Raw genomic sequence first — 23,130 nt, forward strand, 5'->3', positions numbered from 1 at the left:
TAAATTAGAATTCTAACGAACAGTACCAGCCAAATTATCTACGCGAATTGGCTTGATGAAGTACATTTTAATTAGTTCTACACCGTTGGATACATAGTGGGGTAGTTTTTGTAATAACTTAATTGGTGCGGGTGCATTAGAACTTGCGATCGCAGTTAGTTTTTCGTTATTAACAACACACTTTTCTAAACTCTGATAGAAATTAGGATGTTCTACATCCAAAACTATCGGGAATACTCTTCCTGCGGTTTCGTTAGTTTGCTTAATTACAAACTTATCATATTCTCTAGCATCCAAACCTAAAGATTCATAAAAGCCAGCACGCTGAACATCATTGAGATACATAGTCGCAAATACTGACAGCAAGAAAAAACGACTCCATAATCTTGCTTTCCAATCATTCAGAAACTGGGGTTGAGACTTCATGAGAGCATCGAAGAAGTCGCCGTGACGGTTTTCATCCTGACACCAGTTTTCAAAGTAACTGAAGATGGGATAAATTTCGTGTTCGGGATGCTGTTGTAGATGGCGGAAAATTGTAATATAACGCCAGTAGCCAATTTTTTCTGAAAGATAAGTTGCATAAAAGATGAACTTGGGCTTAAAGAAAGTATAGTTACGACTCTTAGTTAAAAATCCTAAATCTAAAGATAGATTGAAGTCAGATAATGCTTTATTCAAGAAACCTGCATGACGGGCTTCATCTCTGGACATCAAGGTGAAGAGTTCTGCCAAGAGAGGGCTTTTATCTTTTAAACGTCTGCCTAGTTCTTTGTAGAGTAAGAACCCTGAAAACTCAGCGGTACAGGAACGTTCTAGAAATTCTATAAATACTTTGCGAGTGTCACCGCTGATATTATCCCAAGATTTTTGGAATTGCTCATCTCTGACGAAATGATGGCGATTGTAGTCAATGCGGAACTCTTCTAAGATGGCTCTTAATTCATCTTCGTTGATGGAGATGTCCATGTTTGCCATCTCATCAAAATCTGTCGTATAAAAGCGAGGAGTAAGAATAGTTTCATCCGCAGGAGACTTGACTCCAGGGCGTACTTCCTCAAACTGCGGTTTTTTAAGGCTATCTACCATTATTTTTAATACTTAACTTTTTTTTTCTATTTTTTAGACAGGCTGGACATATCAGTTTGCTGTCGTCGGAGGTTTCTTGAGTATTATTCTCTAATAGTTACAAGCCTTTGTGGCAATTTGTTAACGAATATTAATCAGATATCTGAAATACATCCTCAAGAGAAAGACAGCGATCGCCAATTTAGAAGAGGTGGAATATCTTTATCAATTTTTCACAAAAAAATGAATTTGAAAGCGCAAGTAATAGCTATCAATAAATTCTCAATAGAATGCTTAATATTTATTTACTCAACGCAATTACGGCATTTTGTCCGCCAAAACCAAAACTAAAACACATAGCATTATTTATTCCAACTTCCCGTGTTTGAGCAATCAGATCGAGGTCGAATTCCCCATTACTCAACCCAACACAGGGAGGCAAATAACCCTGGTGTAATGCCATTAAGCTAAAAGCAGTGCCGATCGCTCCAGATGCCCCTAGAGTGTGACCTGTTGCTCCTTTAGTGGAACTGATAGCAACCCTTTGAGGAAAGATATGTTTGATTAATTCAGCTTCGTGGCGATCGTTCAAAACCGTACTCGTACCGTGAGCGTGAATATAGCCAATATCTTTCGGTTCTAAATCGCTACGTTTTAATGCTTGTTGGATAGCCTTCGCTGCACTACCGTTACTTATTTGAGGTGCGCTGATGTGATGGGCATCGCAGGTCAAACCAAAACCGCCAATCTTGCCATAAACTTTTGCTCGACGGCTAGCAGCTAACTTTGCTGTTTCCAAGACAAACATTGCCCCGCCTTCCCCTAAAACCAATCCTTGACGCTCGCGATCGAAAGGATAGCAACCAGTTTTAGCTAAAGCTCCCATGCGCTCGAAAGCAGCAAGAGTCAGGGGGGTGATTGGAGATTCAACCGCCCCTGCAATAACGCGATCGCATCTACCAGTTCTAATTAGTTCGTAACCTCTAGCTAATGCCCAAATTCCCGTCGCACAGGCAGCCATTGGGGCTAATACTGGTGCGGTGGTTTGGATTAATTTAGCAGTTGCGATCGCGCTTTGATGGGGTAGAGTGTCTAACCAATGAGGAATGTTATTTTGCTTTAGGGTGACTAATTCTTCCCAATTTGCCTGACATCCCCGACTAGAGCCAATGACTACTCCACAGTCAGACATAGGTGCTTGTAACTGGGCATCTACCAAAGTATCGGATAACAATCTGGCAGTAATTCGATCTATTTTGCTTGGTTTGGCATCAATTAATCCCAAAGGAAAAACAGGAAGTTCGGAAAAAAGAGTTTGAAATCTAATCCCTGACTTCCCTTGTAAAATCTTCGACCAAGTTGGCTGTAGCGATCCGAGACAGGAAAGTAAGCCCATCCCAGTGACAACAACATCCATATAGTTATAAATCCAAACAAAGATTTACTGCTTCAGATTTTCTAAGCCTTCGATGACCTTAGCAGTACCAATACGATCGCCTTGCTTAATCCCATCTACTACTTCCATCCCTTCTACTACTTTACCAAAGACAGCGTAGTCTCCATCCAAAGAAGGTAAATCTTCTAAGGCAATATAAAATTGCGAAGAAGCAGAATCTGGCATACCAGAGCGAGCCATTGCAATCACACCGCGATCGTGCTTTAGAACGACGGATTTCCCTGGTAATTTAGCTTTACTGTAAGTCGGCTTATCCTCTCCTTCAAGTTTAATTTCTAAAGGGATGCGACGCTCCGTACCAGTATTGGGATCTATAAAACCACCAGTACCCAATGTTCCTGTAAAATTAGGATCTTTTCCTTGGGGATCTCCTCCTTGAGCTACAAAGCCAGGAATGACTCGGTGGAACACCAAGCCATCATAGACACCCTGGGAGATCAAATCGACAAAGTTCCCAGCAGTTGTAGGCGCATTTGTACCGTTAATTTCAATGATGATGGGCGAGCCATTGACTTGTATTTCTACCTTCGCCATTCCTTCTAATTGAGGCAAATTATTACTCATATCTTTATTACTATCTTTATTTTCGGCGATCGCCACTTTTGATTGACTATTTGCCAGATTATCAGATGATGAAGATGATTGGGAAACATCTGTCGCTGATGTGGCACAGCCTCCCAAAATTAAACTGCTAACTAGCAACAACGAGAAAATTTTGCTTAACCAAATATTAGTTTTTGTTTTCAATTGAATACCCTTCTACAAAACATCCATCTAAAGTTAACAGAACCAGGATAAATTATTCGAGATTTATTCTGACCAAAGTTAATAAGCGATCTCTTTAAACAAATTTTAGATTAAGTCAATTTTTGCTTAAAAAAGTCCATAAAAACCTTTATCTTTAGAGGCACATAAGTCTTAGAAGGATAAACAAACCAATTAACGAACAACTGACCATAACTCGTCGAAACGATAAAATATAAACTAAGAAGAGATTTTTAGATAATTTTATTAAATCGTATGGCTACTGTTGTTGCAGTTGAAAAGAAAAAGTTAGAAAACCCACCCTTAGATATTCATTATTTGGGCGATCGCGTCTTGCGTCAGCCTGCCAAACGTATTGCTAAAGTTGACGATCAGCTTCGTACTACTATTAGGGAAATGCTTCAGACGATGTATAGTGCTGATGGTATTGGTTTGGCAGCACCCCAGGTAGGCATTAATAAGCAATTAATTGTGATCGATATTGCCCTAGAAGATCCAGAAAAACCCCCTTTAGTATTAATTAACCCCAAGATCGTTAAATCTGGAAGTAACTTTTGCAACTCCGAAGAAGGTTGCTTAAGTATTCCTGGGGTATACCTCGAAGTTACTCGCCCAGATGAAATCGAGATTTCTTATAAAAACGAGCAGGGTAAACCCTGTAAACTGAAAGCGGACGGTTTATTGTCTCGCGCTATCCAACACGAAATGGATCATCTTAATGGTGTCATGTTCGTCGATCGAGTAGAAAACGGGATTGCTCTCAATGAAGAGTTAAAGAAAAGAGGTTTCGCTGTTAGTGCAGTCAAACCAATTAGCAAAAGATAAACATAAATATATCAATTAAACTGATTTAGAGGAGAATATAAAATGGTTTCAATGACACCCAAAAGTGGCATCTGTTTGCTGCTGTGTTGTATTAGTGCGATCGCAGGAGTGGGTTCGGTATTTGAACTTTCTTCTGGCAATCCAGAATTGGGTAGTACCGTCACAGGTCTAATTTTGGCTGCTAGCATTCCCGTAACAGCAATTTTATTCTGGATCGCCGTACAAGATACTAAAGCCAATCAGAGTTAAAAATCTTGGGAGTAGTGGGGTAATCTAATTAGTATTACCCAACTGATAATCCGTGGTAGTTTTTTGCTCCAATTTAAAGAAATTAACCACGTTTTCGAGATCCTTGGCAGTAATGGAAGTTTGTTCGATAGATTTAATAGTGCGATCGCTCAAAATAGTAATTGATTCGGAAGTTTCGTTTAACTCTCCTTTCAAGTTGTCTATCTTCTGAAAAGTTTGTTGCTGCATCTTAGTCATATTGACCAAAGAAAAAAGATTTTGTTGAGCATTTTTAGTAACTCTGACAATTTGTTCTAGATTCTTGCTCCCATTGGCAACGAGATAGTTTTCTTGTTCTATTTGGTTTTCGCTCTTTTGATATTCTCGTAAAACTTCCCTAACTTCATTATCAATACCTCGCAGGACATTCTCCAATTCCTTGGTTGCTGTAATAGACTGTTGAATTGATTTAATCTCTTCTTTCAAACCAAATGCCGACTCGTCTAATTCAGGAATACGTTTGCTGAGTTTGCTAGCTAACAAACTAGCTCTCAAATTAATTTTTCTAATCGAGCCAATTACTCTAGTCATCTTCTGAGAAGCAGTACTAAGATTTTTCACCTTATCCCTATTCGTGCGGAGATTTGTCTCTAGCTGAGACATGAAGGCGATCGCATGACCAAAATTAACTTTTTCTGATTCGAGATCTGTAACTACCGAATCTACAGTTTGAGATGCTATCCCTACTTGGGATGAAACCTCCAAAATCGAGTTGCTTATCTGCTCGATAAAAGCAAAAATCAAAGCTAGTTGATTGGCTTGTTCTTTGAGCCGATCTTTCATCTGAGCCAAATCTTGTTGATTTTCTCTTAATTCTCGACTGATTTCTCTACTAGGAGTTTGAATTTGAGCAATAGATTCCCTCAAATTATTTAAAATCAAATTAAAAGATTGGGTAATATCGCTAGCAGGACGAGATTGACTGGTTAAATTAGCTCTCAAATCTCCTCTAGCAATATCTTTCATGGTAGTCAAAACTCTAGATAGATCTTTTTGAGTGCTAGCTGTCTGCCAATTTTCTTCTTTACAAACAATATATCCCCGCAATACCATCGCCAGTTGATAAGCCACCTGCTGAAAATAGTCTACGTTTGATTGCGACCAAACTCTAGTACTAGAACATTGATGGGCAATAAGCAAGCCGATTAGCCTCTCTGAATCGGGAGTTGTAGGTTGTTCTAAAATGACTGGTAAAACTAGGCTGGCTTTGACTCCATAAGGTTCTAACTGTTTGAGATGACAATCAGTCAGATTGGCTTGGTAGATGTCGGATACGGCTTGAATTCTGCCCCGTTGATACTTCCGCACATATTCTTTGGCAAAACAAGAATCGTCAAACTGCACCCCCAAAGTACGAGTCAAGCCTTGGGCAACAGATTCCGCTACTACTGTTCCCCTCCATTTTTCGTCAAAACGATAAAAAATAACGCGGTCGGCTTTAATGAAATTTCTCACCTCGGTTAAAAATAGACTAAAGGGTAATTGCAACTCTCTAGAGCTACGTGCTTGGGAGATTCTTGCCATAAGTTCGGAACTTCTAGCAATGGTTTTTTGACGCTGCATTGCTCCTTCTAACTGCATTGCCATATTATTAATGCGATCGCCCAATAACGCCAATTCATCTTGACGATTTATTTTAATTCTGGTGTCTAGTTTTCCTTGACTGAGTTCGTTGACCGCAGAAGTCAGCTTGACTAATGGTTGTATAATTCGATTAGCCAAAAACCCGGCAATAGTTCCCACTAGTAAAGCAGTTCCAATTGTTCCTCCCAAATAAATCCATTTCAAAGATTTTAGAGGCGCAAAAGCAATATCTGTATCAATAGCGATCGCCGTTCCTAAATTGAGTTCGGGATTAATCGTGCCAATTTTGATCGGTGCATAATTAATTATTTGCTCGCGATCGCGATCGATTGGGCTGTTGACCAATTCTGCTGCTGTTTGTTTGGTGATATGAGCCTGTTGTAACTCAGGAAAATAATTGGTTAAAGGTTGATTTTCAAGATTATTGAAAGTACTGGCAAAAAACGTACTTTGAGTATTAATGAGATAGATTTGTTCGTCCGCACTTCGATAGTCTTCCAACAAAGGCATGATCTTCTGGCTGGGAATTCTAAACCTCAATACTCCAATTACTTGATCGGTCCAGGCATTTTTCACGGGGACAGCAAATTCAATTCTGGGTTCGCCAGTATCAGAAGATATATTTAATTCATCAATAGCAGTAATTTTGTTCTTAATGGCATTTTGAAAATATTTTTGTTGGCTCTGGTTTTGCCTTGAGGGAGGCTCTGATTGACTTTGAAATAAGGGATTTCCCTGAAGATCTAAATAAACAATACTGTCATAAAACCCTGTTTTATCTTGAAAAACATCCAAAGCAGCTTTTTTTTGACCAACTGTTACCACCGACATTACATTAGGATTGGTAAATATGGGACTCGTCGCTAAAGTCTCTGCCTCCTTAGCTCGATTATTCAGGTACTTCTCAAACATCTCAGCCATATGATCGGTACGACTTTGCTGATTTTGGTTAATTTGTCGCGTGATTTGACTTTGGGTAACTTTATAGGAAATTGCACCAATAACAGTTACGGGAATGATACCCAAGGCGATCGCCGTTAATATTACTTTTACTCCCAAACTTAGTCCTGTGGGCTGTCGATCTCGTTTTTGTTTAGAAGGGAGATTAGAAGACCCAGTCAGAAGTTTTTTTGACTGATTAAGGGTTGGGTCAACTTTGGATAGGGAATTTGGGGGAGTCATTAGTTTACAGAACCTCAGAGATCGGTCTCAGAAATGCTAATAAGTAATGCTAATAAGTGGGAATTTTATTAGCATTATGGATTGTTTATTATGTTACTTTAATTACTCGAAACCCAATAATTTATAGATAAACTTAATCGAGTCAATAACTATAAATTAACTATTTTGTTTTGAAAAGATGATTTTTGGGCTGCATTTGCTATTTCCAGGGCATAGAGACTAGCTTGGGGTTGAATATAAAGAGGTTGTCCGTCGAACAAATAATCTAAAACCATCGCCGTATCTTTGGCAAACAAACCGCGACGGGAAGTAACGGGAATTTCGGTGGCAATTTTATTTTTGATTAGTTTACCTTTTTCTCCTTCAAACAAAATTGTTCCTTCTTCCCCGTAGATTTCTAAGGTGCGATCGCTATGGTGAAAAACATCTCCCTTCCCGTAGATTACTTCTGCCACTATCCCATTTTCAAAATTTAATCGAGCATTACACATACAAGCCGTAAAATAATGAGAACCAACTTCTTCCCAATAACGGTTGCGACAGTTGACTGATTCAACCCTGCCAAACAAATCCGTCAAACGATGAATGCGCGATAGGGCTGCTGCTAAAGGAAATCCAAAAGTATCCTTATTATATTTCCAACTATAGCGATCGCTTTTCTGCGCACTAATGGTTGCATATCGAGCATAAAACACCCGACCAATGTGAGGCAGATATTGCTTAATAGCTTGATGTAAACCGCCAATAATTTCCATATGTTCGACGTGAAGCAGCTTTTCTTTGGCGGTAGCTAATTCAATTATTTGGGCTGCAAGTTTGGCTTCTAGTGCTAGGGGATATTCCACTACAACGTGTTTTCCCGCTCCGATCGCCGCCAAAGCGATCGCCCCACAATCTCGATTGATAGTACAGACAAAGATCAAATCCAGTTCGGTCATATCGACCAATCTCACCCAAGAATCTACCCTTTGAATATTAAATGTTTGGCAAAAATCTGCTATTTGTTCGGGAGTATTCCCCGTAACTGCCACTAATTCAGTACGGCGATCAGCTTTGATCGCTTCTGCTCTCTTTTGCGCTGCATATCCCGTACCAACGATACCAACTTTCAGAGAAGAAACAATATTCATCAACATAAATCAATTAGATTAGAGTCCAACTTTCATAACATATTGCCAATCATAGATATAACTATAGTTAATAGTTATTTTTTGAGGAAATTGAGATTTTTTTTCAAATATTCTGGAATAGAATAAATCTTGCTGTTTGGTGATTAGAGGCAACTAATTAGTTATAGACTACAACTATTCTTACCCCAGCTTCACAGATAAGAAAAACTTATTTTACAATTAATTACAAATCTCATTACTAATGCGCGATCGATTCTTTGTATTTTTCCCTTAGTATCTAACATGGAGCTTGTTCATCAAAGAAAAAGCATATTCGACTCAAACGAATAATGAAAATTCCCCAACAAGACCGCAAATTAATATATACCCTGTAAAAGAGGAAAACTACATGGCTACTTATAACGTTACTTTAAAAATGCCTGAGGGCGAACAAACTATTGAAGTACCTGATGATGAGTACATTCTTGACGTTGCCGAAGAACAAGGTTTAGATCTACCTTATTCTTGTCGTGCAGGTGCTTGTTCTACTTGTGCGGGCAAAATCGAATCTGGTACTGTAGACCAATCCGATCAGTCTTTTCTTGATGACGATCAAATCGAAGCTGGATACGTTCTTACTTGTGTTGCATATCCTAGTTCCGACTGTACAATCACTACTCATCAAGAAGAAGAGCTTTACTAAGCAAATCTTTAAGTATAAAAAAAGGGGCGTTCTTAAACTAAACTAGAACGTCCCTTTTTAGCGATTGAATAAATTTCTTTAAGCTGATTCTGGTTTGCAATAAGAAGCAGGGTGAATAATTAATTCGGCAGTAGAGCGTTTTTCCACCATCTCTTCGGTAATTGTGCATTTACCTACATCGTCACGAGAAGGAATTTCATACATTACGTCTAACATTAGTTCCTCTACAATACCCCGTAAAGCTCTCGCACCTGTCTTTCTACGATAAGCTTCTTTTGCCAGAGCTTTAATCGCACCTTCAGTAAATTCTAGCTCGATATTATCCATCCCCAAGAGTTTCTGATACTGCTTCACAATAGCATTGCGGGGTTGAGTCAAGATTTGCACTAAAGCATCTTCATCCAAAGGTTCTAATGCTGCGGTAACAGGAATTCTTCCGACAAACTCAGGAATCATGCCAAATTTAACTAAATCGTCTAATTCTAGTTTCTGCAAAATATCCGCAGTACGCTTCTCTTTAAAAGGTTTATTAGTATCACCTTTATGAATAAAGCCGATGGATTTTTTACCCAAACGACGTTCGACAACTTTATCCAAACCAACAAAAGCACCACCGCAAATAAACAAGATATTTTTAGTATCTATTTGAATACAGTCTTGATAGGGATGCTTTCGTCCTCCCTGGGGTGGTACGTTGGCTACTGTTCCCTCTAACATCTTTAATAATGCTTGCTGTACCCCTTCTCCTGAAACATCGCGGGTAATAGAAGCATTTTCGCTCTTGCGAGCAATTTTATCTATTTCGTCAATATAAATAATTCCTCTCTGGGCTTCTTCCACATCTAGATCCGCTACCTGCAACAATCGCAAGAGAATATTTTCTACATCTTCCCCTACATATCCTGCTTCAGTTAGGGTAGTAGCATCAGCCACTGCAAAGGGTACTTGTAATACTTTTGCCAGAGTTTGAGCCAACAGAGTTTTACCGCAACCTGTAGGCCCAATCAAAAGAACATTAGACTTTTGCAGCTCTACAGGATCGTCATTGTCTTTAGTTTTATTTGCCAAACTAAGTCGCTTGTAGTGATTGTAGACTCCGACCGACAGAACTTTTTTAGCTTCTTCTTGTCCGATTACATGCTCGTCCAAACAGCTTTTAATTTCGATTGGTTTGGGAATATCACCAAAAGAAATTCCCCCCGACTTGGATTTTTTCTTTTTGGGTGGTTTGGCTTCTGGATTGCCAGATACACCAGAAGAAGATACCACCGCACCTTCTTCAATCAACTCTTCATCTAGAATCTCGTTACACAGTTCAACACATTCATCACATATATATACCCCAGGCCCAGCAATAAGTTTCCTTACCTGTTCTTGAGACTTTCCGCAAAACGAACATTTTAGATGGGAGTCGTATTTAGACATTTATGTATGTACCTCGCACTGATATAGCAATTATTAGGGAGTAAGTGAACTTGCGGTTTCTGATTTAGTGATAACTTTATCAATTAAGCCATATTCCACAGCCTCTTCTGAAGACATATAGAAATCTCGTTCTGTGTCGGCAGCTATCTTATCAAATGGTTGACTAGTATGTCCTGCAATAAGTTCATTAAGTCTTTGTTTGATATATAAAATTTCTTTAGCTTGAATTTCAATATCTGTTGCTTGTCCTTGCGCTCCCCCCAAAGGCTGATGAATCATAATGCGCGAACTGGGTAGTGCCATGCGCTTCCCTTTTGTACCACCAGATAACAGAAAAGCACCCATGCTAGCAGCAATTCCATAACAAATTGTTACAACATCTGGCTGGATTTGTTGCATGGTATCGTATATTGCCATGCCCGAATATACCGAACCTCCAGGAGAATTGATATAAATTTGAATATCTTTTTCAGGGTCTTCTGCTTCTAAATACAATAGTTGAGCCACTATAGAATCCGCTACTTTGTCATCAATAGCTGTACCCAAGAAGATAATTCGTTCTCTAAGGAGGCGAGAGTAAATATCGAAGGCTCTTTCCCCAATACCAGATTGTTCTACAACCATTGGTACTACGTTACCAGAAGTACGAGAAGACTGGATGTCAGGAGTATTTTTACTTACAAGAAAGTCGTAGTTTGAAAGGGATTTCACCATAGATTTTTGCCAAAAATATATCTCGAAAGATTATTTGAATACTGTTAACTTACCTTGCATAGGGATGCTTGGCTGAGAACTTGATTTTCAATTCTCTTTATTTATTATGCCTCAAGATTAATCAGGAACGAGGAATGAGGAGTTTATCGAACTTCCAATCTCCTCGTTCCCTAAGTCCCCTAGTCTCCTTCTGAAACGACTTCTACTTCGGCAGTTTCTACTTCTTCGTCACTATCGTCTGTTTCTTCCTCGGTTTCGGATAACGAACCTTCGGGTACTAGTTCCACCTGAGCTTTTTCCTGTAACCATTTATAGGTATTTTCGCTCAAAAGGTCTTCTGTTACCATTTGAACTAGACGATCTTGATCAACTTCTTGACCCTCTAATTCTGGGCGAATTTCAGCTATTTTGGCATCGATCGCGCTTTTATCTGGTTCTAGATTTTCTCTTTTAGCTATTTCTTTAATAATTAAAGATTTATTAAGATTGGTAGTCGCTTCTGGCTTGGCATTGTCGCGCAACATGGGAACATTGTCAGAATTAAATAATTGTCTGACATCTAGACCCATCTGTTGCATCTGCATCAAGGTTTTAGTCAAAACATTAGTGACTTCTTCTTGAACCAAAGATTCGGGTAAATCAATTTGGTTTTGTTCTAAAAGAGCTTCGGCGATCGCAGCATTGATGTTATTCTTGGTTTGGTTTTCTGCTTGCTCTTGGAATTGCTTTTCAATCGATTCTCGATAAGCAGCCATAGTTTCAAACTTATCATCGCTAACTTCTTGGGCGAAATCATCATCTAGTTCGGGCAATTCTTTAGTTTTTAACTCATTAAGAGTGATACTAAACAATGCTGGCTTGCCCGCCAAATCTTCTTGGGGATAATCATCGGGGAAAGTTACAGCCACCTCTTTAGTTTCTTCTGGTTTCATGCCTACCATGCCTTCAACCATCCCAGGAATCAGCTTACCCTCTACCATTTCTACCTGGAAGTTGGTAGCACTACCCCCTTCTATTTCCTTGCCTTCTTCTCCTTCTCCCGTCAGAGTTCCTTTGAAGTCAACAAAAGCGATATCTCCCATTTGTGCGGGGCGATCTTCAACTGGGACTAAATCGGCTTTTTGTTCCCGACGTTGTTCGATAAATTCATCTACCTTTTCAGGCTTGTAGACTATTTCTTCGGCTGTAACGCTTAAATTACTGTAGTCAGCCAATTCTACCGTGGGAGGAACATCCACTGCGATGGAAAAACTCAGGACATCCCCTGGATTATACTGTCCTAATAATTCTTCAAAGTTAGAACGCAAGTTGGGTTGTCCGAGAGCTTCAATTTTTTCTTGCTCGATCGCATCTTGTAAAGATTTTTGAATTAATTCTTCTAAGGCAGCAGCTTTAATGCGATCGTTGCCGATTCTCTGTAATAAAACTTGACGAGGCACTTTCCCTTTGCGAAACCCAGGAATATTGCTGGAACGGGAAAGGTTTTGCACCATTTTTTCATAAGCACTGCGGGATGCGTCGGGTGCAATTTCTATATTCAGACCTAATTGACTTTCAGGAAGTCTCTCCTGGGTTACTTTCATTGACTGCTTTTATCTTAAAACTACTTAATTGATTCTATTTCGGATCTAGATAGGGATTAACTTAAAGTAAGATTAAAACTTTCCCCGCTCGTTCTTGTTCTTCATCAAGAGAATGATTTTTGCTCTATTCGTTGGACTTTATTTAGTCTCCAACAGTTTCCCCTATTAGCCAATAGACATAATAGTATATCTATCGAACAAGCTACACTTTTTATTATTATTATTATTATTATTATTAGTTGTTGGTTGTCGATCGCAAGCCACGGGGGATTAGAGATTGTGGTAAAATCAGTCGATACTCAACCGAAGATCGACTATGCTAGATTGATAGCTATTTGGTTGTTGTTAAGAATTTCCGATTATTAATTATAAATACATCAGTTAGTCCAGAGTCCGCGATACATAGTATATTAATTCCTCAAATTAAATTGAAATATTTAAGTAATAAGTAATAAGTAATAAATTGAAAAAAGTGATGGAGGTAAGTTTAATTGTCTAAAGATGTCAACGTAGCCATATTAGGAGCGACTGGAGCAGTAGGGAAAGAATTATTAGAACTCCTCGCCGAGCGCGATTTTCCCCTCAAGGAATTAAAACTATTAGCCTCTCCTCGTTCTGCTGGTAGCAAAATCAATTTTCAAGGGCGAGAAATAACTGTTGAGGCAGTCAGCGACAAATCTTTTGCAGGAGTTGATATTGTTTTGGCTTCTGCTGGTGGATCTATTTCTAAGACTTGGGCAAAGATAGCGGCGAAAGCAGGAGCAGTAGTTATTGATAACTCTAGTGCTTTTCGCGGAGATGATGACGTACCTTTAATCGTCCCAGAGATTAACCCCGAAGCTGCCGAGGGGCATCAAGGTATTATTGCTAACCCCAACTGTACTACCATTTTAATGGGGGTAGCAATTTATCCTTTACATCAAATACAGCCTATCAAACGTATAGTTGTCTCTACCTATCAATCTGCTTCTGGTGCGGGAGCAAGAGCGATGGAAGAGGCGAAAGTCCAAGCTAGAGATATTTTAGATGGCAAGCAGCCCCAAGCAGAGATTTTTCCCTATCCTATAGCTTTCAATTTATTTCCTCACAACTCCCCTCTTAACGAGCAAGGCTATTGTGAAGAGGAAATGAAAATGGTCAATGAAACGCGGAAGATTTTTAATGCACCAGACTTAAAAATAACTGCCACTTGCGTTCGCGTGCCAATTTTACGCGCTCACTCTGAGGCAGTCAATTTAGAATTCGAGCAACCTTTTGACGTAGATCGGGCTAGGGAGTTAATTGCTGCTGCACCAGGGGCAAAACTGGTAGAAGATTGGCAGAATAACTATTTTCCCATGCCGATGGATGCTACGGGACGAGATCCTGTTTTGGTGGGTAGAATTCGCCAAGATATTTCTAGCCAAAATAACCTAGAACTCTGGCTTTGTGGCGATCAAATTCGCAAAGGTGCTGCTCTTAATGCTATTCAAATAGCAGAATTGTTATTAGAGAAAAACTTGTTAACAGGAGCTAATTCCACTGTGAGTGTTTAGCTTATTCTAAGATCGATAGTTTAGTTAGGGTTAATTAATGAACCACGAACCTTTTGGTAGAGTTATCACGGCAATGGTAACGCCTTTTACCGATGATGGTAAGGTAAATTATGCAGCAGCCGAAAAATTAGCAGATTACCTAGTAAATAATGGCAGTGATGGTCTAGTGATTTGCGGTACTACGGGAGAATCTCCTACTCTCAGTTGGTCGGAAGAGTATCAACTATTTAAAGTAGTTAAGGGAGTAGTAGGAAACAGGGCGAAGATAATTGCGGGAACTGGGTCTAACTCAACTACCGAGGCTATTTCTGCAACTATTGAAGCAGCTAAACTAGACTTGGATGGATCGTTACAAGTAGTCCCGTACTACAATAAGCCTCCCCAAGCAGGATTGTACGAACATTTTCGGGCGATCGCCGAAGCTACCCCCGACTTCCCAATGATGTTGTATAATGTACCTGGTAGGACTAGCAGAAATCTAGAAGCAGAAACAGTCGCAAACCTCGCTCAAATTGACAATATAGTCGCAATTAAAGAAGCTAGTGGCGATTTAGAGCAAGCTTGTAGAATCAGATGTCTAACTCCTGATTCTTTTGCCATCTATTCAGGAGAAGATGCTTTGACTCTACCTATGTTGACTGTTGGTGGAGTAGGGGTGGTGAGCGTTAGCTCTCATCTAGTAGGAAATCAGATGCAGGAGATGATTGAAGCATTTGCAACAGGAGATAATCGTAAAGCTACTGCTATCCAGGTTAAGCTTTTTCCTTTATTTCAAGCTTTATTCATGACGACAAATCCTATTCCTGTTAAAACAGCATTGAATTTGCAGGGGTGGAATTTAGGCAAGTTGCGAACTCCTTTGTGTGAGCTACAATTAGATTTATTAGAAAAGCTAAAAATAATTTTAGAAGAACTAGATTTAGTTTGATATTTCACTCTTTAACTAATTGCCAATCTATAAGGCTATTTAATCGGCAATTTTATTCAAGTTGTATAATTCAAAAAAACCAAACTACTTGCTATTGAGAAAATATAAGCTAATATGCTAGTTCTGTAGATTAAACCCCATGAATAATAGAAATAAATAATTAGGCTAAGATTTGATGGGGAAAGCAAGCAAAATATATCAACAAATTCTATACCTAGAACATATTCTCAGGCAAGAACTCTAGGCTAATTTTACAGTTTTTATTGAGTAAATAAAAAAGTACCAACAACTTACTAAATGAAGCAAATCCAGATGAACAAAATAATCAAAAAAGCGAACAAACCAACCGTAAAAATAATTCCTTTGGGAGGACTCCACGAGATTGGTAAAAATACCTGTGTTTTTGAATACGAAGATGAGATAATCCTCTTAGACGCAGGATTGGGTTTTCCTTCAGATCAAATGCACGGCATCAATATTGTTTTGCCTGACATGACTTACCTGAGAGAAAATGCTCATCGCATCAAGGGGATGATCGTAACTCACGGTCACGAAGATCATATTGGAGGCATAGCTTATCACCTCAAACAGTTTGATATCCCTGTAATCTACGGTCCTAGACTAGCAATGTCACTGTTAAGCGATAAACTAGAAGAAGCTGGAGTAAGCGATCGCACTACCCTCAAGAGCGTTTTACCCAGAGATATCGTCCAGATTGGCAAGCATTTCAAAGCTGAATATATCCGCAATACTCACTCCATTGCTGATAGTTTTAGCGTAGCCATTCATACTCCTATCGGGGTCATCATTCATACAGGAGATTTCAAAATCGATCACACTCCTGTAGATGGAGAACACTTCGATCTACAGAAACTAGCCGAACATGGTGAAAAAGGTGTTTTGTGCTTGCTGAGTGATTCGACTAATGCAGAAGTCCCAGGGCATACTCCTTCAGAGCGTTCTGTGTATCCCAACCTCGATCGCATCTTTGGGGGAGCAGATGGGCGTATAATGGTGACTACTTTTTCCTCTTCCGTACATCGAGTAAATATGATCCTCGATCTAGCCAACAAGCACGGACGTAAGGTTGCAGTAGTTGGGCGGTCGATGTTGAACGTAATTGCTCACGCACGCAAATTAGGTTACATTCAATGTCGCGATGATATCTTTGAACCATTGCGATCGGTCAATCGTTTGCCAGACAATAAAGTATTAGTATTGTGTACTGGTTCTCAAGGCGAAACCCTAGCAGCCATGACTCGCATCTCCAGAGGAGAACACCGACAAGTCAGAGTGAGAGAAGGAGATACCATTGTATTTTCAGCTAACCCTATTCCTGGCAATACAATTGGAGTGGTCAACACGATCGATCGCTTGATGATGCAGGGAGCAAAAGTAGTATATGGTCGTCGCGAAGGTATCCACGTCTCGGGTCATGGTGCTAGAGAAGACCACAAATTAATGCTCAACTTGACTCGTCCCAAATTCTTTGTCCCCGTACACGGCGAACATCGGATGCTGATCGAACATGCAGGAATGGCAAAAGCCATTGGCATTCCCGAAGAGAATATCGTGATTATGAAAAACGGTCACATCATCGAACTGACAGAAAATAGTATTGGCATCAATGGCGAAGTTCCTTCTGGAATCGAACTAGTTGATCGCGCGGGAATTGTCCAGGGAGATGTGATGAAAGAGAGACAGCAATTAGCGGAAGATGGAGTCATTACCGTGGCTACGGCGATAAATTACTCTGGAGAATTGGTCGCACCTCCCGCCCTACATTTACGAGGTGTCGTCACATCTGTCGAACAATCTCTACTTCAACAACTAGTATCGAGAACTATTGAAAGAATCTTAAGCGATCGCTGGAGCGAGTTTAGTACTACCAAAAATGGAGAAACCGAAGTTAATTGGGCAGAAGTACGCTTAGAAATGGAAGGGGGTTTACAGCGTTTGATGAACCGCGAATTACGCAGCCGTCCTCTTGTTGTATTTTTAATGCAAACCCCTGAAAAACAACCTGTAAGAGCGACTAGAAGAAGAAGACGTTCTAGTTCTTCAACTTCTTCAACTCCCGCACCTGTAATATCCCGCAGATCTTAAAAAAGCTTAAAGCAATTATTAATTAGCGATCGCTAATTAATAATTGCTCATTGATTAGGCTATGGCAACAACATCATTAAGATAATCTTTTAGTTGTCGATCGTGATCGTGACTGAGATCTCCTAAAGGTAATTCCTCTCTAGTAAATGCTTGAATCTCTAGTACTTCCAGCTTATCTTTCGGCTTTAACTCACCAATTACGTCTGCTTCTAAAAGTATGGAAATTGAATGCAAACGAGGATCTCGGTGAGGATCGGAGTAAACTCCCCTCAACTCCTTGATTTCAACAATATCTAGTCCTGTTTCTTCTTTTAGTTCTCGATTAGCAGCATGGGGTATATCTTCTCCCCAATCAATTACGCCTCCAGGCAAACTCCATTGACCCGTATCACTCCTCCGAATCAGAACGATTCGACCATCAGGAAGGACGGGAATAATGGTTGTACCAGTCACTGGATGACGGAAAATAATGCCAATGACAGTATAGAGAAATCGCCAAGCACTACGCATAGACCGAGATAGGGAGTAGAGGTTAGTTGAAAAACAATTAGGTATTTAGTAAAGATTTCGCCTGAGAAATCGCCTGACGTACTTGGTCGAAACCCGTACCACCATAGCTATTGCGAGCAGAAACTACTTGTTTGGGTGCGATCGCTTCATAAATATCGGCTTCAAAAGCAGGGTGCAATTGTTGCCATTCTTCTAAAGTTAGATCTTTGAGTAATTTTCCCGCAGCAAGACTAGTTTTTACTACTTTACCCACCAAATTATAAGCTTCGCGGAAAGGAACGTCTTTCCCTGCTAAGTAATCTGCAACATCGGTAGCATTAGAAAAGTCTTCGGCGACTGCTTGACTTAGTCTAGCGGTTTTAAATTCAATACCTTCATTTAGTAGAATCGTCATGGCTTCTAGACAAGCTTTAACAGTTTTAACCGCGTCAAAAATACCTTCTTTGTCTTCTTGTAAATCTTTGTTATAAGCTAAGGGCAAACCCTTCATAATTACCAATAATCCTTGGAGGTGTCCGAACACTCTTCCTGTTTTACCCCGTACTAATTCGGGAATATCGGGATTTTTCTTTTGAGGCATAATGCTCGACCCTGTAGCACAAGTATCTTTGAGAGTGATAAAGCTAAATTCTTGAGATGCCCAAAGAATCATTTCTTCGCTTAAACGACTCAGGTGTACCATAATTAAGCTTGCAGCACAGAGAAATTCGATCGCAAAATCGCGATCGCTTACTCCATCCAGGCTATTTTGATATATGTTGTCAAATCCTAACAATTCTGCACTGTAGGCGCGATCAATGGGAAAAGTTGTTCCTGCTAATGCACCACAACCCAAGGGAGATATATTAGTCCGCTTGTATACGTCTTCTAATCTCTCCCAATCTCGTTGTGTCATTTGGAAATAAGCTAGCAGATGATGAGCCAAGCTTAAAGGTTGCGCTCGTTGTAGATGAGTGTAACCAGGGATTAAAGTTTCTACGTGCTGTTCGCTATGGGTTAGTAACGCTGACTGAAATTTCCTTAAGTATTGCTGTATTTCCCTAATTTCTGCCCTTAAATAGAGTCTAATGTCCGTTCCTACCTGATCGTTACGAGAACGGGCTGTATGAAGTTTTTTACCCACATCACCGACAATTTCAATTAACCGTTTTTCTACGGCAAAATGAACGTCTTCCGCTTCTATCCCTGGATTAAAATTACCCTGCTGATATTCCGTACGAATTTGTGATAAGCCCGATTCTAGTTGTTGAGCTTCTGCATCGGAAATAATCTTCGTTTTCGCCAACATTTTGGCATGAGCGATCGAACCAGTAATATCGTACTCAATTAACTCAATATCAAAACCAATGCTGGCATTAAAAATAGCGATCGCAGGATTGAGGGCAGATTCAAAGCGATCGCTCCAGGTTTTTTGCTTGCTCACAGTAGATATATCAACAATTACACAACTAGATTATTTTAAATCATTGTTTGTTAGTTCTTGGTTGTTAACCTGTGAAACCTTTGAAGGTATAACCAAAAAATACTCCAATTAACAACGCCCAAACTTGACCCGAATCAATAAAATTCCACCAAGCATCTTGGATTTGCCCCAAAATGTCAGGATCTTCAATTTGCTGTGCCAAAAGACTAGAAGCAGGTAACAGATAATTGTGATAAACATCCATCGTCACCTGTATTAATTGGTGGTTCAATAGGGTTTCCATCTTGATTAAAAGTTTGAATGGGATAACTTGCACCTAATCTAATCTCAGATGATTTAAACCGCCAGTAATCAAAGATTGTTTGCCCAAAATATTTTTAATCATGAGGTTTAGAACTGTTTAAATAATTCATGTTACGCAAAAGCCATGGTGTTGAGATGTTTCTGCGAAATTTATCACGATCGCATTATTATTTCAGTTGTCCCCCGAATGGCGATCGCTTTCAAATATTGGAGGAACAAAATTAATCAAGAACCCATCAGAATTGAAATAACCAAAGCGATCGATAGTAGCTGCATATCAAATTGACCCATAACGTACTCATGAGTCAATCAAAATATCATTTATAGGTTGTAGAAATTATGTATCACAAACTTTTATCCCTTGGTATTGCAGCAGGTATTCTTATCCCGAATATTGTTTTAGCCGAACAAAAGGTTATTCAACAAGGTAGTAGTAGTGCTACAGCTATTGGTAATAACAATCGTGTCAGTAGCAGGGTATATCAATCTGTTACTCAAAATCAAAATGCCAACAATAATGGTTATATTAACCGACAAGAACAAATAAGTCTTCAGGAGGGACATAGTAATGCTACGGTCGTGGGAGACAATAATCTCATAAACACCAAGATAAATCAAAATAGCATACAAATCCAAGAGAGAAATTATCGCAATAGGGACAATCAACGATCGCAACAGAATGCTGTTATCCATGGAGAAGCGATCGGCGATAATAATAGAATTATGAACTCCACTGGACAATATAATCGTCAAAATAAATGGGGATATTAGATTATTTTTGACAAAAGTTATTCATAGAAAAAGATTTAAAAACAGTTTTTTGTTTAGTTAAATACACTCAAGCCATATTTTTTTTTATCTCTTAAAATAAATTATTTATTTGAATCTAGAATAAACTTAATTTATTATGCAATTCAAGAATAATTCTGGATGGGTTTGTAGTTTATTCACTTGCCAAAACAAAGATATAAAATTCAGTATTAACACATACTCTTGGTTAATTAAATGTTCGATATTTTTTGTTCTTATTAATAATATTGGTGATTTTGCATCTTGTCAGGCACAAACTCTAGTAGATAAAGATAAATCAACTCTTGAGCTAAACGATCCAAAATTATTCAGTTCCCAGAAAAACTTACCTCTGACTATTTCAGTTCCCACTCCAAATTCAGCTACATTTAGCGATCCACAAGTAACTAAAAGCAACGCGAGAGAGAATCCTTTCACTGTTAGAGATCGCCCTATTGAAGTCAAAAAAATTGAGGTTTTTGGTAACTCTCTTTTTAAAACCGAAATTGCTCGGTTAACTAAGCCATTTGTTGGAAAATCAACTAATTTAGCGCAATTATATCAATTAAGAACGGCAATTTCTCAGCTATATACAGAGAAAGGATACGTAAATTCAGGGGCATATTTACCGCCACAAAAGTTAGGGGATGGAGTAGTTGAAATCAAAGTTTTAGAAGGAGGAATTGAAACGGTAGAAGTAACTGGGAATAAACATCTCAAGGATGACTATATTGCTTCTCGTTTAGTATCTATTCCTACTCCTATTCAAGCCGAAAAATTATTAGAGCAGCTACAATTATTACGTTTAGATCCTTTAATTGAAAATGTCTCGGCGGAGCTTTCTGCTGGCTTATCTCCTGGAATGAGTCGCCTAGATATCGAGGTGCAAGAAGCCGATAATTTTACTTTATCTTCTTCCCTAAATAACCATAATTCTCCTTCGGTTGGCTCAAACAGTCGTAATCTTGGTGTAGCTCATAACAATCTATTGGGATTTGGCGATCGCGCTAGCTTAAACTATACCAATACAGAAGGTAGTAACGGGTTGGATTTTGGTTATGGCGTGCCAATCAACGCCAAAAATGGCAGGATTAGTTTGGCTTATGGCTTCAACTCTAACGATATTGTGGAAGCTCCCTTTACACCCCTAGATATTCAAACCAAATCTAACTATTACGAACTTAGTTTGCGACAGCCGATTTTGGCAAAACCAAGTCAGGAAGTGGCATTAGGCTTGAGCTTTTCTCGTCAGCATAGTGAAACTTCCTTACTAGACGAACCTTTTCCCTTGTCTGTCGGTGCAGATGAGTCGGGTAACACTAATATTAGTGCTTTGCGCTTTTTTCAGGAATTTACTCGCCGTAGTGATGATAGCGTTGTGGCATTGCGATCGCAATTTAGTTTGGGAGTAGATCTGTTTGATGCCACCATTAACGACGATGCACCAGATGGTCAGTTTTTTGCTTGGCGAGGACAGTCTCAATGGGCGCGTCAGCTTGATGATGATTTTGTTTTTCTCTTAAAAGGAGATGTCCAACTGGCAAAGGATCTAGTTCCTTTAGAGCAATTTCGCTTAGGTGGTGCTAGTAGCGTCAGGGGATATCGACGAGATGTTAGCCTATCCAATAGCGGTTTATTAACTTCAGCCGAACTACGAGTTCCCGTTTTACGCATCCAAAAACTAGATGGAGTATTTCAGTTAGTTCCTTTTGTGGATTTTGGTTTGCCCTGGGGGGTTGATAATGCCGTCGTTGAGATTGATTCTTTGGTGTCCATTGGCATGGGTTTAAACTTCAATGCTGGAGATAGATTTAATGCTCGTCTCGACTACGGTATTCCCTTAACAGATATCAAAGTAGAAGGTGATAGTTTGCAGGAAGATGGACTCACTTTTTCCTTGGGTCATAGTTTTTGAGGAGTATTATTATTCATGCTGAAAATTTCTTTATCTCAGCTAGCTTTCTCTACTGTTAGTTTCATCTTCTTACTTACTTACTCAGTGTCGGCACAAGTTATTCCCGACAATAGTTTGGGTAGTGAAAGTTCCATTGTTAATCCTGATGTGACGGTTCAAGATACACTAGCCGACTTGATTGAAGGTGGTGCAATTCGAGGGAACAACTTATTTCATTCTTTCTCAGAATTTAATGTCTCTGATGGTGCTGCGGTTTACTTTGCTAATCCTGACGGTATAGCCAATATTTTGACTCGCGTTACAGGGAATAATGTTGATGACGGTGGAGATTTAACTTTAGTTGCCTCTGAGTCCATTCAAATTATTAGTGATGCTTTTGATGGCAGTTTTGCTAGTTCTCTATCAGCATTTTCTGAAGGAAAGGGAGATGGTGGCAATATAGCAATTAAAGGGAAGAATTTAGTCATTAGTGATGGAGGACGTATTGATGCAGGAGTTATAGATGAAGGAAACGGGGGTGATGTGACCATTGATGTTGGAGAAATAGAAATCACTGGTGTTGCTCCTGACGATTCATATCCCAGTGCTATATACGTATCTTCTGACAGAACGGGAAATTCTGGTAATCTCACAATTAGGGGGAATAGGCTAATTCTGAAAGATGGAGGACATCTAGATTCGGGGGTTACAGATGAAGGAAACGGGGGCAACGTAACCATTGATGTTGGAGAAATAGAAATTAGTGGTGTTGCTTTCGACGAGTCATATCCCAGTGCTTTATATGTATCTGCTGAAGGGACGGGAGATGGAGGAAATCTCTCAATTACAGGAGATAGCTTAATTGTTAAAGATGGAGGACAACTGGATTCGGGGGTTACAGATGAAGGAAACGGGGGCAACGTAACCATTGATGTTGGAG

At 39.4% G+C, this 23,130-nt stretch carries 20 protein-coding genes; 9 read left to right on the forward strand and 11 right to left on the reverse strand.

Annotation, left to right across the window (positions count from 1 at the left end):
- Positions 1–12: 12 nt before the first annotated feature.
- The 3 genes from acsF to I4641_RS01435 all read right to left on the reverse strand — a co-directional run bounded on the left by acsF (position 13) and on the right by I4641_RS01435 (position 3,271).
- Positions 13–1,089: a magnesium-protoporphyrin IX monomethyl ester (oxidative) cyclase gene (gene acsF / locus I4641_RS01425; protein ID WP_229638638.1), complete on the reverse strand. Its 1,077-nt coding sequence runs from the start codon at positions 1,087–1,089 to the stop codon at positions 13–15.
- Positions 1,090–1,369: 280 nt separating this feature from the next.
- On the reverse strand, positions 1,370–2,485 hold the full coding sequence (locus tag I4641_RS01430) for a beta-ketoacyl-ACP synthase (RefSeq protein WP_229638639.1): 1,116 nt from the start codon (positions 2,483–2,485) through the stop codon (positions 1,370–1,372).
- 24 nt (positions 2,486–2,509) lie between these two features.
- Complete coding sequence (locus tag I4641_RS01435) at positions 2,510–3,271, reverse strand: peptidylprolyl isomerase (RefSeq protein WP_229638640.1); 762 nt, start codon at positions 3,269–3,271, stop codon at positions 2,510–2,512.
- A gap of 273 nt (positions 3,272–3,544) precedes the next feature.
- Between I4641_RS01435 and def the strand changes: the two genes are divergently transcribed.
- Positions 3,545–4,114, forward strand: a complete 570-nt coding sequence (gene def / locus I4641_RS01440; RefSeq protein WP_229638641.1) for a peptide deformylase — start codon at positions 3,545–3,547, stop codon at positions 4,112–4,114.
- A 51-nt stretch (positions 4,115–4,165) separates the two neighbouring features.
- A complete protein-coding gene (locus tag I4641_RS01445) occupies positions 4,166–4,363 on the forward strand; it encodes a hypothetical protein (protein WP_369426705.1) in 198 nt (65 codons plus the stop codon).
- A gap of 24 nt (positions 4,364–4,387) precedes the next feature.
- Here the strand turns inward: I4641_RS01445 and I4641_RS01450 are convergent, their stop codons facing one another.
- On the reverse strand, positions 4,388–7,168 hold the full coding sequence (locus I4641_RS01450) for a HAMP domain-containing protein (RefSeq protein ID WP_229638643.1): 2,781 nt from the start codon (positions 7,166–7,168) through the stop codon (positions 4,388–4,390).
- A 149-nt stretch (positions 7,169–7,317) separates the two neighbouring features.
- Positions 7,318–8,304 carry a Gfo/Idh/MocA family protein gene (locus tag I4641_RS01455; RefSeq protein ID WP_229638644.1) on the reverse strand — a complete coding sequence of 329 codons (987 nt, stop codon included), beginning with the start codon at positions 8,302–8,304 and terminating at the stop codon, positions 7,318–7,320.
- A gap of 382 nt (positions 8,305–8,686) precedes the next feature.
- On the opposite strand from I4641_RS01455, the gene I4641_RS01460 reads away from it, so the two are divergent.
- Complete coding sequence (locus tag I4641_RS01460; RefSeq protein WP_229638645.1) at positions 8,687–8,980, forward strand: ferredoxin; 294 nt, start codon at positions 8,687–8,689, stop codon at positions 8,978–8,980.
- Positions 8,981–9,058: 78 nt separating this feature from the next.
- Here I4641_RS01460 and clpX read toward each other — a convergent pair whose 3' ends face one another.
- From clpX to tig, 3 genes are all read right to left on the reverse strand, one after another.
- A complete protein-coding gene (gene clpX, locus I4641_RS01465; RefSeq protein ID WP_229638646.1) occupies positions 9,059–10,405 on the reverse strand; it encodes an ATP-dependent protease ATP-binding subunit ClpX in 1,347 nt (448 codons plus the stop codon).
- A 33-nt stretch (positions 10,406–10,438) separates the two neighbouring features.
- Positions 10,439–11,119, reverse strand: coding sequence for an ATP-dependent Clp endopeptidase proteolytic subunit ClpP (gene clpP / locus I4641_RS01470; protein WP_263858084.1), 681 nt, complete (start codon positions 11,117–11,119; stop codon positions 10,439–10,441).
- A gap of 179 nt (positions 11,120–11,298) precedes the next feature.
- Positions 11,299–12,702 carry a trigger factor gene (tig, locus tag I4641_RS01475; RefSeq protein WP_229638647.1) on the reverse strand — a complete coding sequence of 468 codons (1,404 nt, stop codon included), beginning with the start codon at positions 12,700–12,702 and terminating at the stop codon, positions 11,299–11,301.
- 491 nt (positions 12,703–13,193) lie between these two features.
- Between tig and I4641_RS01480 the strand changes: the two genes are divergently transcribed.
- The 3 genes from I4641_RS01480 to I4641_RS01490 all read left to right on the forward strand — a co-directional run bounded on the left by I4641_RS01480 (position 13,194) and on the right by I4641_RS01490 (position 17,271).
- Positions 13,194–14,237 carry an aspartate-semialdehyde dehydrogenase gene (locus tag I4641_RS01480; protein ID WP_229638648.1) on the forward strand — a complete coding sequence of 348 codons (1,044 nt, stop codon included), beginning with the start codon at positions 13,194–13,196 and terminating at the stop codon, positions 14,235–14,237.
- 37 nt (positions 14,238–14,274) lie between these two features.
- Positions 14,275–15,165 carry a 4-hydroxy-tetrahydrodipicolinate synthase gene (gene dapA / locus I4641_RS01485; RefSeq protein ID WP_229638649.1) on the forward strand — a complete coding sequence of 297 codons (891 nt, stop codon included), beginning with the start codon at positions 14,275–14,277 and terminating at the stop codon, positions 15,163–15,165.
- Positions 15,166–15,477: 312 nt separating this feature from the next.
- Positions 15,478–17,271 (forward strand): ribonuclease J, encoded by a 1,794-nt coding sequence (locus I4641_RS01490; protein ID WP_229638650.1) that lies wholly within the window; start codon positions 15,478–15,480, stop codon positions 17,269–17,271.
- Between the two features lie 54 nt (positions 17,272–17,325).
- Here I4641_RS01490 and I4641_RS01495 read toward each other — a convergent pair whose 3' ends face one another.
- The 3 genes from I4641_RS01495 to I4641_RS01505 all read right to left on the reverse strand — a co-directional run bounded on the left by I4641_RS01495 (position 17,326) and on the right by I4641_RS01505 (position 19,487).
- The gene (locus tag I4641_RS01495) at positions 17,326–17,781 is read right to left on the reverse strand and encodes an NUDIX domain-containing protein (RefSeq protein WP_229638651.1); all 456 of its coding nucleotides are present in this window, start codon (positions 17,779–17,781) and stop codon (positions 17,326–17,328) included.
- 37 nt (positions 17,782–17,818) lie between these two features.
- A complete protein-coding gene (argH, locus tag I4641_RS01500) occupies positions 17,819–19,204 on the reverse strand; it encodes an argininosuccinate lyase (protein ID WP_229638652.1) in 1,386 nt (461 codons plus the stop codon).
- Between the two features lie 64 nt (positions 19,205–19,268).
- Positions 19,269–19,487 (reverse strand): hypothetical protein, encoded by a 219-nt coding sequence (locus tag I4641_RS01505; protein ID WP_229638653.1) that lies wholly within the window; start codon positions 19,485–19,487, stop codon positions 19,269–19,271.
- Positions 19,488–19,846: 359 nt separating this feature from the next.
- Here I4641_RS01505 and I4641_RS01510 point away from each other — a divergent pair, with 359 nt between their 5' ends.
- From I4641_RS01510 to I4641_RS01520, 3 genes are all read left to right on the forward strand, one after another.
- Positions 19,847–20,278, forward strand: a complete 432-nt coding sequence (locus tag I4641_RS01510) for a hypothetical protein (protein WP_229638654.1) — start codon at positions 19,847–19,849, stop codon at positions 20,276–20,278.
- 136 nt (positions 20,279–20,414) lie between these two features.
- Positions 20,415–22,211 carry a ShlB/FhaC/HecB family hemolysin secretion/activation protein gene (locus tag I4641_RS01515; protein ID WP_229638655.1) on the forward strand — a complete coding sequence of 599 codons (1,797 nt, stop codon included), beginning with the start codon at positions 20,415–20,417 and terminating at the stop codon, positions 22,209–22,211.
- Positions 22,212–22,226: 15 nt separating this feature from the next.
- Positions 22,227–23,130 (forward strand): two-partner secretion domain-containing protein (locus I4641_RS01520; protein WP_229638656.1); only part of this gene is annotated, 904 nt, incomplete at its 3' end.

Source organism: Waterburya agarophytonicola KI4 (assembly GCF_020640915.1).
Lineage (GTDB): Bacteria > Cyanobacteriota > Cyanobacteriia > Cyanobacteriales > Xenococcaceae > Waterburya > Waterburya agarophytonicola.

Coding starts and splice junctions, on each gene's coding strand:
- acsF (WP_229638638.1), bottom strand. CDS start 1,089: ATGGTAGATAGCCTTAAAAAACCGCAGTTTGAGGAAGTACGCCCTGGA.
- I4641_RS01430 (WP_229638639.1), bottom strand. CDS start 2,485: ATGGATGTTGTTGTCACTGGGATGGGCTTACTTTCCTGTCTCGGATCG.
- def (WP_229638641.1), top strand. CDS start 3,545: ATGGCTACTGTTGTTGCAGTTGAAAAGAAAAAGTTAGAAAACCCACCC.
- I4641_RS01445 (WP_369426705.1), top strand. CDS start 4,166: ATGACACCCAAAAGTGGCATCTGTTTGCTGCTGTGTTGTATTAGTGCG.
- I4641_RS01450 (WP_229638643.1), bottom strand. CDS start 7,168: ATGACTCCCCCAAATTCCCTATCCAAAGTTGACCCAACCCTTAATCAG.
- I4641_RS01455 (WP_229638644.1), bottom strand. CDS start 8,304: ATGTTGATGAATATTGTTTCTTCTCTGAAAGTTGGTATCGTTGGTACG.
- I4641_RS01460 (WP_229638645.1), top strand. CDS start 8,687: ATGGCTACTTATAACGTTACTTTAAAAATGCCTGAGGGCGAACAAACT.
- clpX (WP_229638646.1), bottom strand. CDS start 10,405: ATGTCTAAATACGACTCCCATCTAAAATGTTCGTTTTGCGGAAAGTCT.
- clpP (WP_263858084.1), bottom strand. CDS start 11,119: ATGGTGAAATCCCTTTCAAACTACGACTTTCTTGTAAGTAAAAATACT.
- tig (WP_229638647.1), bottom strand. CDS start 12,702: ATGAAAGTAACCCAGGAGAGACTTCCTGAAAGTCAATTAGGTCTGAAT.
- dapA (WP_229638649.1), top strand. CDS start 14,275: ATGAACCACGAACCTTTTGGTAGAGTTATCACGGCAATGGTAACGCCT.
- I4641_RS01490 (WP_229638650.1), top strand. CDS start 15,478: ATGAACAAAATAATCAAAAAAGCGAACAAACCAACCGTAAAAATAATT.
- I4641_RS01495 (WP_229638651.1), bottom strand. CDS start 17,781: ATGCGTAGTGCTTGGCGATTTCTCTATACTGTCATTGGCATTATTTTC.
- I4641_RS01505 (WP_229638653.1), bottom strand. CDS start 19,487: ATGGAAACCCTATTGAACCACCAATTAATACAGGTGACGATGGATGTT.
- I4641_RS01510 (WP_229638654.1), top strand. CDS start 19,847: ATGTATCACAAACTTTTATCCCTTGGTATTGCAGCAGGTATTCTTATC.
- I4641_RS01515 (WP_229638655.1), top strand. CDS start 20,415: ATGCAATTCAAGAATAATTCTGGATGGGTTTGTAGTTTATTCACTTGC.